The following is a 13,381-nucleotide window of genomic DNA, read 5'->3' as shown; positions in this document are numbered from 1 at the left end:
GTAAATTGTTTAATGAAAATCACTATTCTGGGATGCGGAGGTTCGGGTGGTGTCCCATTGGTAGGAGGTGATGATGGTCAGGGGAATTGGGGAATATGTGATCCCCTGGAACAAAAGAATCAACGAACTCGATCCTCTATCGTTATTGAGTTGAATAATGGCAAAAGAATTCTAATTGATTCAGGTCCTGATATACGAACTCAGTTATTGAGAGAAAAAATTGGCAGGGTTGACGCTGTCATTTATTCTCATGCACATGCAGATCATATTGCTGGTCTGGATGAATTGCGTTCAATCAACAGAGTTTTGGGTAAAGCCTTACCAATATATGCAACGAAAGATACATTATCTGAATTGAAATCAAGATTTGCCTACGCATTTAAGCCATGGAAAACCCAACCATATTTTTTTCGTCCAGTTTTGGATGTTCATCAGATTGATTATTATGATAATTTCATGATTGAAAATCAATCTATTCAAACATGTGAACAGATACATGGTTTTTGTAAATCCATGGGCATACGATGTGGTGATGTGGCATATTGTACCGATGTGGTTGGGATTCCAGAACAAGGGTTGAAAATTTTATCCAATCTTGATCTGTTTATTGTGGGATGTTTTCAACGGAATGAACATCCTGCCCATGCATGGATTGGCAAGGTTCTGGAATGGAAAAAAATTATCAAGCCAAAAAGAACGATTTTAACGCATATGGGACCTGATATGGATTGGAATTGGCTAAAGGCAAATCTGCCGCCGGACATCGAAGTTGCCTATGATGGACTAATTCTCTATTCTTCGTAATCATACAAATAATAAATTAAAACATACAAGAGTATAATATGACTGCTGCATCTGACGGTTTAATCAAGGACGCTCCCTTTGCAAGGGCATTAAGTGAACGCTATCTGGCCTATGCCCTGTCAACAATAATGTCGCGTTCATTACCAGATGTAAGGGATGGATTGAAACCTGTTCATCGTCGTTTGATATATGCCATGCGTCAATTGAAACTTGATCCAAAGTCAGGATTTAAGAAATGCGCCCGTATTGTTGGGGATGTTATTGGTAAATATCATCCCCATGGGGATGCCGCTGTCTATGAAGCGCTCGTTCGTCTAGCACAGGATTTCGCTGTACGGTATCCCTTGATTGAAGGACAGGGAAATTTTGGATCCATTGATGGTGATAATGCTGCGGCCATGCGTTATACTGAATCCCGTATGACAAGAATTGCCCAGTTTTTATTGCAAGGTATCGATGAAGATTGTGTTGATTTTCGTGATACCTATGATGGAGAGGAAAAAGAACCCGTTGTTTTACCAGGTGCATTCCCAAATCTTTTGGCAAATGGTGCAAGCGGAATTGCTGTTGGAATGGCAACAAATATTCCCCCACATAATGTGGGTGAAATTTATCAGGCCGCTATGATCCTTATTAAAAATCCTGAAGTTTCTACACAGGATTTGTTGCATTTTGTAAAAGGTCCAGATTTTCCAACAGGAGGGAAAATTGTTGAAAATCAAAATGTTATTCAACAAACTTACGAAACTGGTCGAGGCTCATTAAGGCTCAGGGCAAAATGGGAAATTGAACATGGCCGATTTGGAACTTGGGTTATCGTTGTTAAGGAAATACCCTACCAAGTGCAGAAATCCAAATTGATTGAACAGATAGCCACTTTGATGGAACAGAAGAGGCTTCCATTATTGGCAGATATAAGAGATGAAAGTACTGATGAAATACGGCTTATATTAGAGCCCAAAGTTAAAACAGTGCAGCCAGAAATTTTAATGGAATCCATGTTTAAACTGACTGTCTTGGAAAACCGGTTTGCTTACAACATGAATGTGCTTGATCGCAATGCCGTTCCTAAATTGATGGGATTGAAAGCCATTTTGAAATCATGGTTGGATCATCGTTATGAAGTTCTCAAACGTCGAAGTCAATATCGGTTAAATGTTATTGAACAGCGATTGGAAATTCTGGAGGGTTTATTAGCGGTATATCTAAATCTTGATGAAGTTATTCGTATAATTCGAGATGAAGATGAAGTAAAAACTGTTTTGATGCAAACTTTCAATCTGTCGGATGTTCAGGCCGAAGCCATTCTCAATATCCGTTTGAGAAGTTTGAGACGATTGGAAGAAAATGCAATAAAAAATGAATATGCACAACTCACCAATGAAAAATCTAATTTAAAAACGTTGCTGGCAAGTGAATCTCTTTGCTGGAAAGAAATCAACAAAGAATTGAAAGAGGGTTTGAAAACGTTCGGTCAGTCCGATGATGGTTTGAGAAAAACGGAAATTTCTGAAGCACCTAAAACAATAGATGTTATGGATATTCTGGAAGAGGTGGAACGTGAACCTCTGACAATTATTTTATCCTCCAAAGGTTGGATACGTGCTTTGAAAGGACATAATCTTGACAGTGATAAGCTGAAATTCAAAGAAGGGGATCATTTATTTAAAATATTGGAATGTCATAGTAATGATCGAATTTGCATTATCGGTAGTGAAGGTAAATCATTCAATATAAAGGCATTAGATTTACCAAGAGGCCGAGGTGATGGTCAACCCATACGTCTTCTTGCAGACATAGCAAATGATGCTGAGGTTATTGAATTTTTTATTTTAGATGAAAAAAAGAAATATGTTCTTGTTTCAACCTCAGCAAAGGGATTTGTCATTTCTGGGGAAAATCTTGTTACTGAACGGAAAACGGGTAAACAAGTTCTAACTTTAAAGGATAATGAAAAAACATTCGCTTGTCTTGAAGGTAATGGAAATTATATTGCCATTGCGAATTCATCCAGTAAATTTCTGATATTTCCACTAGAACAAATTCCTGAATTAAAAAAGGGTAGTGGTGTTCTATTACAGAAATTGGGTAAAGGAAAACTGAAACTGGTTATAGTTTTTGATTCTGAGATTGGTTTTACAATGCCTGGTCAAACAAAAGTCAGAAATTTTGAAATATTGGAAAATTATATAGGTAATCGTGCATCTGTTGGACATAAATCTCCTAATTGGTTGAGAATTTAGTCTTATTTTAGTCCAAAGGATATTTATAAAATAATTAATTAATTAATTAATTAATTAATATTTAAAATACCCCTTTATAGATAAAAATTATAACTGTTTTAATAATTTTGCCGCTTCTGGAGCAAAATAAGTCATAATCGCATTTGCTCCAGCTCTCTTGAAACAGAGAAGCGTTTCAAGAATAGCCTGATTATTATCAAGGTAATCATGGTTAATCGCGTTTTTCAACATGGCATATTCACCAGAAACCTGGTAACTGACAATTGGAATATTGAATCTATCTCTTACCATTCGGATTATGTCTAGATAGGGCAATCCCGGTTTGATGATAACTGAATCAGCACCTTCTTGAATATCAAGTTCGACTTCAGAAAGAGCCTCTCGACTATTGGCAGGATCCATCTGATAAGTTTTTTTATCGCCTTTTAAAAGTTTTCCTGATTCCAGCGCATCTCTGAAAGGTCCATAATAAACACTGGCATATTTTGCGGCATATGACATGATTCGTGTATTAACAAAATTATCATTGTCCAATGCCTTTCGGATTGCCGCGACCCTACCATCCATCATGTCAGAAGGCGCGATAAAATCCATACCTGCTCGGGCTTGATTAATCGATTGCCTGACTAGTATCTCTATGGTTTCATCATTGGCAATATAACCATTTTTTATTATTCCGTCATGGCCATGGCTGGTATAAGGATCAAGAGCTACATCCCCGATTAATAATATTTCTGGAAATCTTTTTTTAAGTTCTCTTGATGCACGGCAAATTAGATTATCGGGATTATAGGCTTCCTTTCCCTCTGGATCACGTTTATCGTTGGTGGTCACAGGGAATAATGCAAGCGCGGGGATATCCAGATTTGCAGCAGGTTCTATATATGCAGCCAGACGATCAACAGTAACCCGTTTAATTCCAGGCATTGAAGAAACTTCTGTTTCAATATTGTTGCCCTCAATAATAAAAATTGGCCAAATCAAATCATCTTTACTCAATTTATTTTCAGCTACCAGACGACGCGTTGCAGAATCAATTCGATTGCGTCGCATACGAGTCAGAGGAAAGCTTCCAATCATGGTATCAATCCTTAATTAATTATGAAATTTCTGTTGTAATTTACTGTGTTTATGACCATAAAGCCAATAAATAATTATACCTATGAACATCCATCCCCCAATTGTTAACCATGTTATATTGCTTAGGGAATACATCAGCACACAACAAACCAAAGTGCCAAGTATCGGTATGATATCGCCACCTGGCACTTTAAAACGCCGGGGGAAATCTTTATGGGTTCGACGTAAAATCATTACAGATATACATACGAAAAAAAAGGCGGATAATGCACCTATAGAGCACATTTCACTTAAAATTGAAATAGGAATAAAAGCAGATAGAATACAGATAAAAACCATAAAAAACATGTGTGATAGATGAGGAGTTTTATGGTCGGGATGAATAACAGAAAAGAATTTGGGAATCAAACCGTCTTTAGAAAGAGTAAAAAAGATACGTGTTTGACCTACAAGAAGTAATACAAGAACAGGAAAATAACCAATGATGATACTGAATTTGATTACGGGCTGTAACCATTTATAAGGGGTGTGATCAATGGCTGTTGCCACAGGTGCGCCATTGCCAAGCAATTGATGAAAATTGACAAGCCCGACAATAACAAATGCAAACGTGACATAAATGAGTGCTGTAATTGTAATGATTATTAAAATAGCTTTCGGGATATCCCTTGATGGATTTTTAACTTCCTGTGCAGTAGAAGCTACACTATCAAAACCTATATAGGCAAAAAAGATCATGCCGGCAGCTTGAAAGATTCCTGAAATGCCAAAATGACCAAATTGACCTGTATTTTCTGGGATAAAAGGCTTGAAATTGTCAAAATCAATATAGGAAAATCCAAAAGCGATAACAGCAAATACAACAAACAACTTGATCAAAACAATCATATTGTTCATTCGAAAGGATTGTTTAATCCCTTGTATCAGATAAAGAGAGAGAAATATGATGACAAATGTGGATGGAAGGTTCAATATCCCAGAAATATTCTGGCCGTCTATATTGATTTTCTCTAGTGGTGAAGCGAAAAATTGATAGGGTAGGTGTAAGTGAAAACTTATCAGAATTGACTTTAAATATTGTGACCAACTTACCGCTACCGCTGCTGCTCCGACAGAATATTCAAGCACCAAATTCCATCCAACAATCCAGGCTATAAATTCTCCCATAGCGATATAGATATAACTATAAGAACTGCCCGATTCTGTAATCATTCCAGCAAGTTCACTGTAACATAATCCTATGAATGAACATGCCAATGCTCCTATTAGGAAAGAAAGAAGTACGGCGGGACCAGCATGTTCTGATGCAGCAATACCTGTAACCGTAAAGAGTCCGGTTCCAACAATTCCACCAACGCCAAAAAAAATCAGACTAGGCATGCCGATTACGCGCGCCAAACCGTTTTCATGCTGGTTATTTTCTATGGATTTTTTTCTAAATAGTGATTTTCTCTTGGATAGATCCATAGAATAGCCCTTTTTTAAAATTTATCACAATATCGTGTAAAGTTCTTAAAATAAATCATATTTTTTTGGAATTTATTTTTTCAGTAATAGCGTATTATCTTACATATTTAATTGCAGAAAATCACAAAATTGAATATTTAATAGAGAGTCTCTTAAATATGTAGTTTTCTAGGAATCCATGAATGTCCGAAAATAATTTATATCATCAATTTTTTCAATCTGATGTTTCTCAAACAGATCCTGAGGTTTACGCAGCTTTAAAAAGCGAACTTACCCGTCAACAGGACGGTATTGAGTTAATAGCAAGTGAAAATATTGTTTCCAAGGCAGTTTTAGAGGCTCAGGGTAGCGTATTGACGAATAAATATGCTGAAGGATATCCCGGACGTCGTTATTATGGCGGATGTGGTGAAGTTGATAAGGTAGAAGTTCTGGCTATTGAACGAGTCAAGAAAATTTTCAACGCGCAATTTGCCAATGTTCAACCACATTCCGGTGCGAATGCCAATCTGGCTGCATTTATGGCTACTGTCAAACCTGGTGAAAAAGTATTGGGAATGAATTTGGCAGCGGGTGGACATTTAACCCATGGTGCGGCACCTAATTTTTCTGGAAAATGGTTCCATGCACTGCACTATGGAATTAGAAAAGAAGATGGCTTGATTGATTATGACGAGCTCGAGGCGACTGCAAGAAATGAAAAACCACGTTTGATTATTGCAGGTGGATCTGCATATCCCAGAATTATTGATTTCGCCCGTTTCAGAAAAATTGCCGATGAAGTTGGTGCTTTTCTGATGGTTGACATGGCTCATTTTGCCGGATTGGTTGCGGCAGGCCTTTTTCCAAACCCAATGGATTACGCTGATATTGTTACCAGTACAACGCATAAAACTTTACGTGGACCTCGTGGAGGAATTGTTTTAACAAACTGTCCCGATTTGGCTAAAAAAATCAATTCAGCAGTATTTCCCGGATTACAGGGTGGTCCATTGATGCATGTCATCGCTGCAAAAGCGGTGGCCTTTGCTGAAGCAATGCGTCCAGAATTCAAGGTCTATCAAAAAGCGGTGGCAAACAATGCCCGTGTATTGGCAGACACCTTGATTGAATGTGGATTTGATATTGTTACAAATGGTACGGACAGCCATTTGTTACTTGTTGATTTGCGCCCCAAGAAAGTAACGGGAAAACAGGCGGAAGAAAGTTTGGAAAGAGCGGGAATAACCGCAAATAAAAATGCGGTTCCTTTTGATCCGGAAAAACCGGCCATTACTTCTGGTATTCGTCTAGGTAGTCCAGCAGGGACAACTAGAGGGTTTGGTGAAGCAGAATTTCGTGAAATTGGTCTCTTGATAAATGAAGTTCTAACCCCATTGGCAAAAGCCAAAGATAATGATAACAGTTTTGCGGAAAAAGCTGTTCGCAATAAAGTCATGGCTTTATGTAAACGCTTTCCCATATATAAACAGTAATTATTTCAAGGGTATTGCAGATTCAGCCATTTCATAAATTATGGCGTTTATTGCCCCCATATCAGCGAAGATTTTATCTAAGCAAAGTGGGGGGGATATTAGCACCTTCCATATCATCAGAACCCTTTTGTGATCAAAGCGTAATTATAATTGGTGAGTTTTCAAAAGCTTCTGGTTTGGGTGAAGGTGCGCGTATAATGTATAATGCACTCAAAAACGAAAATGTTACTGTCCAGAAAATCGATATTGACCCCTATGGTTTTTCTTATACAAAATATAAGGAAGCGTGTAGAATTTTATCAGTTTATCCATACGCATCATTGATTTTTCATATCAATGCCCCACAATTGGCATTTGCATTATTGAATTTACCTCGTTTTTTATTGAAGAACAGAAAAATTATAGGTTATTGGGCATGGGAGCTTGAAATTTTGCCAAAAGAATGGGAGGTGGGTTTCAGATTTGTTCATGAAATATGGGTACCTTCTCGTTTTGTCGCAAAAGCCGTTAAACATTGGGCTAATAAATATCAAAAAAAGATTACGGTTGTTCCTCATCCTATTGCAGCATATCCTGTAGCAATTGCGTCAAGTCTAACTCGTGAAAGTCTTGGTTTACCCCAAGCAACTTTAAATATATTAACATCTTTTAATCTTTCTTCATCTTTTGTTAGAAAAAATCCTATAGCCGCAATCAGGGCTTTTAGAAAAGCGTGTGAAACAATAGCGCATGATAAAATTAGCCTTATTCTCAAGGTTTCCTATATTAATGATTTCCGTCAGGATTTTAATGAATTAAAGAAAGCGATAGATGGACAAAAAAATATCATTCTTTATACTAATTTATTGACAACAGAGGAAAATAGGGCGCTTATATTTCATTCTGATATTATTTTGTCACTTCATCGTAGTGAAGGTTTTGGGTTGGTGCCAGCAGAAGCTATGCAATATGGAAAAGCTGTTATTTCCACTAATTGGTCTGCAACTAGTGAGTATATTGATGAAAACTGTGGTGTTCCTGTTAATTACAAACTGATACCTGTAAAAGACCCACGAAAAGTATATGAATTGCCGAATGCCTTGTGGGCTGAACCTGATATTGAATTCGCCGCTAAAAAAATTAATGAATTGTTTTACAATGAAAACTATCGTAATAATTTAGGTGTTTTATCTAAAAATAAAATTAAAACGATATTTAATTCAAAATTTTTAAAAAAAAGATTTAATAATTATTTGGTAAGAAATAATGGATAAATCATTTAATATTTTAGTATGGCAATGGGGTAGAAAGGGAGCGGGACCAAAAATTGCTGTTGAATTGTCAAATGCTTTAAAATCAATTAAAAATTTAAACATTCTACTATCCTTATCCGATCGGGCTGAAATTATTGATTATAATCCGGAATGTCAAATTGGTATAAAGTTTAAAACATATTCATCAATATTGGGATATTTAATACGATGGATAGAGTCTCCTTATTGGATATTGTATTTGATATATCATCTTAAAAAAAATAAGGTAGACTTGGCCATATGCACAATGCCGGGATTATTAGACATGATTATGATTTCGGCCTTGAAAATATTGAAAATCCCATGTGTTGTAATTATTCACGATGCTTATCCTCATCCGGGGGATGGATATCTTTTTCAACATTTTTTGCAAAGACAGTTGATTAAAAATTCAGATTTGATCGTAACTTTTACTCAATACGTATACAATCAATTAAATAAAAGGAATTTTTTATCAAAATCAAAATTTATAAGGGTATGGCATCCCCCTTTAAAATATGATTATGAAAATATTTCTGTTTCAAAAAACAAAAATGAAATACATCTTTTGAATTTTGGTCGTCTTTTGCCTTATAAAGGGTTTAATCTGTTAAATGAGGCTTTAAAACTAGTCAAATCGGATAGGTCTTATATAGTTCGTATAGTAGGGCAGGGTCCAAAAAGCAAGGTTTTAAAACTGTTAAATCGTAGAAAAAATGTATATGTCGAAAATAGATGGGTTCCGGAAAATGAAATTGCATCCATTTTTGAATGGGCGGATGCTATAATCTTGCCGTATGAGGAGGCCAGTCAAAGTGGTGTTTTGGCCATTGCCCTGGCGTTTTCAAAACCCGTTTTAATAACAAGGGTAGGAGGATTAATGGAGCAATGCAATCATAAAGACCTTGTTTTTTTATGCAATCCCAATCCTGAAGATATAGCCAAAAATATTGAGAAAATTCTGGAGTTGCCTTTTCCGTTAAAAAGAGAATATATGGATACGTCACATGAATGGAAAAAAATGGCAAAGGATTTAATTTCGCAAATAAACGAGAAATTCAATTTTCATTTAAAGTTAGATACTCGATGACAGAAGTTTCGATTTTGACAGAAAATTTTGCTGGAATGAAAACGCAAGCCCTTGGGTTTGTTAAAAGGGCACAATTTGATTACAGTTTTCATCAGTTAAAACCTAGATTTCCTTGGAAATTTATTTCGGCACCCTTTTGGCCCAATCCTTTAAAAGCGGTATTTCCTTTTCAACCAAAAGATAATTCTGTAATTGTAAGCGTAGGAAGTGTGGGGGGTGTTGTAAATGCCGACTTACGCAAGGAAAATCATATAGCCATACATATACAGAATCCGCGTATCGCATTAAATAAATTCGATCTTATCATTGCCAATCCACACGATAATATTAAAGCGGATAATGTTCTTGTATCGCGTAATGCATTGCATCATATAACTCCCTCATTGCTGTCTGAAAATTTGCATTATTGGAATTCCATTCTTCATGATCCGGTAAAACCATTGGTAAGTGTCTTGCTGGGCGGAAATAATGGCAGATTCAAATTTGGTGAAAAAGAAGCTGAACAGATTGCTTATCAATTAAAAAGGCTTGTTACCAAAAACAATATTTCACTTGCGGTGACTCCTTCAAGAAGAACGAATCCTTCAGCTTTAAAAAGATTAAAAGAGATATTATCACCATTTAGTGTATATATTTGGAATGGTGAGGGAGAAAATCCCTATTTAGGATTACTGGCATGTGCTGATTATATATTGGTTACAATTGATAGTGTTTCAATGGTTTCTGAGGCTATTGCCACTTCTGTACCAGTAATGATCTTGCCATTGCCCGGTAAATCAAAAAGAATTTCTTCCTTCATCAATTCAATGATTAATGAAAAACGAATCAGGATGTTTGAGGGGAAACTTGAAACATGGCGTGTCACCTCGATTGATGACACAGATGAGATCATCAATCAAGCAAAGTTAAGACTAAAATTATAAAATTTTATTAATAATTTACTTTTTTTTTTTCTTAAAAAGAGTATATTGAATACATCTTTAATGATTTATCTTAGTTGTAACAGGGTTTATCAAGATTTTTATTAAAGATGTATTTTAAATATATTATTTAATTAAAATTAAGGGTCACTATAAATGCTAACCGAAGCTCAAAAAACGCTTGTTAAAAATACAGTGCCAGTTTTAAGAGAGCATGGCATTGAACTAACTTCCTATTTCTATAAACGGATGTTGAATAATAATGCTGAACTTAAACAGATTTTTAACCGTGGACATCAAGAAGCCGGAAAGCAACAACATGCACTTGCTACGGCTGTTCTGGCATATGCAGAAAACATCGATAATCCAACCATACTAGAAAATGCTTTCATTCATATTGCCAATAAACATGTAAGCCTGAATATTCGGGCGGAACATTATCCTATTGTTGGGGAACATCTTCTGGCATCTATTAGTGAGGTATTGGGTGAAGCCGCTACCGATGATCTAATCGAAGCTTGGGGAGCTGCCTATCAACAATTGGCTCAACTGTTAATTGATATTGAATTGGGCATATACAAAGAACAGATTAGGGAACATGCATGGACAGGTTGGAGAGGATTTAAAATAGTCAAGAAAATTCCTGAAAGCGAACAAATCACGTCGTTTTATCTACAACCGGTTGATGGGGGCAAGCTTCCGGAATTTTATCCTGGACAATATGTTTCAGTTCGAATTTATGTCCCAGAATGGAATTTAATTCAGCCGCGTCAATATACATTATCTGATTCTCCTGGAAAAGATACGTTGCGTATTACAGTTAAACGTGAAGATGGTAAGGGGAAAACTCCGGCAGGTAAGGTTTCCAATCTACTTCATAAGAGTTATGATGTTGGAGATATCATAGATCTGTCTGCACCAGCAGGAGAATTCTATCTAAATCAGCAAGGGAAAAATCCGATTATTCTTATGAGTGCCGGGGTTGGAATTACTCCCATGTATTCCATGCTGTCTTATCTGCATGAAAAACAAAGTAATCGTTCTGTCCATTTCATTCACGGAACACATAATGGTAAACAACATGCCTTACGTGAAAAAGTAAATGAAATTGTTGAAAAAAGTCCCACTTTTAATCGCTTTATTTTTTATTCAAAACCTGATGGTGAAGATAGACAGGGAATAGATTATGACTATCAAGGGCGTATGGACATCAATAGGATAGATCAGTCAATTTTTGATAAAGATGCTGATTATTATCTTTGTGGACCTGTTGAATTCATGAAAGATGAGGGTAAAAAATTGAAGGAAAAAGGTATTCCACCTGAAAAAATTCATGTTGAGGCTTTTGGAACAGGGGCTTTTAGCATTTAATCAATTAAATGTTTTACCATGATAATTATATACTTTTTTTAGAATATTCTATACTCTGTCTATAGAAGACATCTTTTGAAAGAGAGTAGTCATGGTAAAATATTATAAAATGTTAATATTGTGTATTTTGTCATGGATATTTTTTGATAATTCGCTTGTAAAAGCGCAAAATAGTTTAAATTTTCCTAAACCGGTTAACTTGGTATTTGATGTGTATAACAAGAATTTACATGTTATTGTTATAAAGGCATCGTACGTATTAATATCGGACAATTATTTTGCAAAAGCTCATTTTAATTCTGCAGGTGTTATCAGTCTTTTCCTAAATCTGGATATGATGTCATCAGTTCAAGGGAAAATCGATAATAGTAATTTGTTACCAAATGAATATAAATCATCTGGAAAATCCAAAGGTAAGAAATTTGTTGCTAATATAGATTTTAGCCATAAACAAAATGTAAAGATAGAAAAACTTGATCCTGCAATTGAAGACAATCGTGATGTTGTGACTGAAAGTCAAAGGAACAACAGTATAGATATCTTAAGTGCAATGTTGCAATTGATTCAGCGGGTCAGAGCGAATAAAAACTGTAACGACCAATTCAAGATTTTTGATGGCTCTCGTATATTCACGTTTCAAAGTAAGGCGGCTGGTACAATGCCTATACCATCTTCGTGGACAAGCCCCTATAAGGGAGAGGCAATATTTTGTAAGGCGGTGGCTCAACAAACGGCTGGTCTCAAACGTTCACGTCACCGCGCTCTATCAGCACAACCCCAACCTGGATATTTATGGTTTAAAGAGATTGACAATATAGGAATGTTACCTGTCCGTTTTGAATTTAACAATCCAAAAATGGGAAATGTAATAGTAATTCTGAGACAGGCTACAAAATGATCAAGGTTTTTTATCAATCATTTTCTCAGCAATTATCGGCACATCCTTTATGGAGCGGGCACGCATGGTTGCTTCTTTTCCAATACACAAATCACCATAGCCCCATTCAGCAAATATGCTTCCCGTAATGTGGGCGTTCTTTGCGACAAGAATATCGTTTAGGTGATCACCTACCATTACAGTTTTAGTTGGTGAAACTTGAAGATAATTGATTATTCCTAAAAGATGAACCGGATAAGGTTTTTTATCTGCAAAACAATCACCTCCAGCGATAAAATCAAAATATGATTGCAGATTGAGTTTTTCCAAAATATTCTTGGCTGCTTGCGTAATTTTATTGGAACATAAAGCTATTTTCCAACCATTTTTTTTAAATTTTATTAGAACTTCTTCCGCCCCTTCAAAGGGTTTGGAAAGATCGGCCGCATGTGGGACATAATCCTTGACAAATCTTTCAATAGCCTCATTTCTGTCAATAAAACTTGCCTCTTTTCCTGCATTATCTAGAATTTTTTCAACTGTCACCTTAATTCCGTCACCCAATGTAGAACGCACTGATTGTGTACTGATAGGAGGCAATCCATAGGATTTCAGCAAAGTCTGACAACTGCGATCTATATCTGGAAGACTGTCAATTAAGGTTCCATCCATATCAAATACGATCAAGGGATAAGGTTTTATATTCATAATTTTTGTTTTAAGCCTCATTTGGGATATAAAAAGTGTAAATATTTTGATAGTATGACATAAATTTTTTACAAA

Annotated in this window: 11 protein-coding genes; 8 read left to right on the top strand and 3 right to left on the bottom strand. The window is 36.0% G+C overall.

The window, feature by feature from the left end:
• The first annotated feature begins 12 nt into the window (after positions 1–12).
• Complete coding sequence (locus H3T44_RS03940; RefSeq protein ID WP_155568049.1) at positions 13–804, top strand: MBL fold metallo-hydrolase; 792 nt, start codon at positions 13–15, stop codon at positions 802–804.
• A gap of 38 nt (positions 805–842) precedes the next feature.
• Positions 843–3,047 carry a DNA topoisomerase IV subunit A gene (parC, locus tag H3T44_RS03935; protein WP_198196179.1) on the top strand — a complete coding sequence of 735 codons (2,205 nt, stop codon included), beginning with the start codon at positions 843–845 and terminating at the stop codon, positions 3,045–3,047.
• A gap of 87 nt (positions 3,048–3,134) precedes the next feature.
• Here the strand turns inward: parC and hemB are convergent, their stop codons facing one another.
• Positions 3,135–4,127, bottom strand: a complete 993-nt coding sequence (hemB, locus tag H3T44_RS03930; protein WP_198196177.1) for a porphobilinogen synthase — start codon at positions 4,125–4,127, stop codon at positions 3,135–3,137.
• A 15-nt stretch (positions 4,128–4,142) separates the two neighbouring features.
• The gene (locus H3T44_RS03925) at positions 4,143–5,594 is read right to left on the bottom strand and encodes an APC family permease (protein WP_198196173.1); all 1,452 of its coding nucleotides are present in this window, start codon (positions 5,592–5,594) and stop codon (positions 4,143–4,145) included.
• Between the two features lie 182 nt (positions 5,595–5,776).
• On the opposite strand from H3T44_RS03925, the gene glyA reads away from it, so the two are divergent.
• The 6 genes from glyA (at position 5,777) to H3T44_RS03895 (ending at position 12,619) form a co-directional block, all read left to right on the top strand.
• Complete coding sequence (gene glyA / locus H3T44_RS03920) at positions 5,777–7,069, top strand: serine hydroxymethyltransferase (protein WP_198196171.1); 1,293 nt, start codon at positions 5,777–5,779, stop codon at positions 7,067–7,069.
• 14 nt (positions 7,070–7,083) lie between these two features.
• Positions 7,084–8,322, top strand: a complete 1,239-nt coding sequence (locus H3T44_RS03915) for a glycosyltransferase family 4 protein (RefSeq protein WP_198196169.1) — start codon at positions 7,084–7,086, stop codon at positions 8,320–8,322.
• Complete coding sequence (locus H3T44_RS03910; RefSeq protein WP_198196162.1) at positions 8,315–9,430, top strand: glycosyltransferase family 4 protein; 1,116 nt, start codon at positions 8,315–8,317, stop codon at positions 9,428–9,430. The genes H3T44_RS03915 and H3T44_RS03910 overlap by 8 nt, the downstream gene beginning before the upstream one ends.
• Positions 9,427–10,353, top strand: coding sequence for a mitochondrial fission ELM1 family protein (locus H3T44_RS03905; RefSeq protein WP_198196160.1), 927 nt, complete (start codon positions 9,427–9,429; stop codon positions 10,351–10,353). Before H3T44_RS03910 ends, H3T44_RS03905 begins: the two co-directional genes overlap by 4 nt.
• Positions 10,354–10,506: 153 nt before the next feature.
• Complete coding sequence (gene hmpA / locus H3T44_RS03900) at positions 10,507–11,721, top strand: NO-inducible flavohemoprotein (protein ID WP_198196158.1); 1,215 nt, start codon at positions 10,507–10,509, stop codon at positions 11,719–11,721.
• Positions 11,722–11,812: 91 nt separating this feature from the next.
• Positions 11,813–12,619, top strand: coding sequence for a DUF3108 domain-containing protein (locus H3T44_RS03895; RefSeq protein WP_198196156.1), 807 nt, complete (start codon positions 11,813–11,815; stop codon positions 12,617–12,619).
• Here the strand turns inward: H3T44_RS03895 and H3T44_RS03890 are convergent, their stop codons facing one another.
• On the bottom strand, positions 12,620–13,306 hold the full coding sequence (locus tag H3T44_RS03890; RefSeq protein ID WP_198196154.1) for an HAD family hydrolase: 687 nt from the start codon (positions 13,304–13,306) through the stop codon (positions 12,620–12,622).
• Between the last annotated feature and the right edge of the window lie 75 nt (positions 13,307–13,381).

The organism is Commensalibacter sp. M0355 (assembly GCF_016101365.1).
In the GTDB taxonomy this organism is placed as follows: Bacteria; Pseudomonadota; Alphaproteobacteria; order Acetobacterales; family Acetobacteraceae; genus Commensalibacter; species Commensalibacter melissae.
This window is presented reverse-complemented; position numbering and strand designations above follow the sequence as displayed.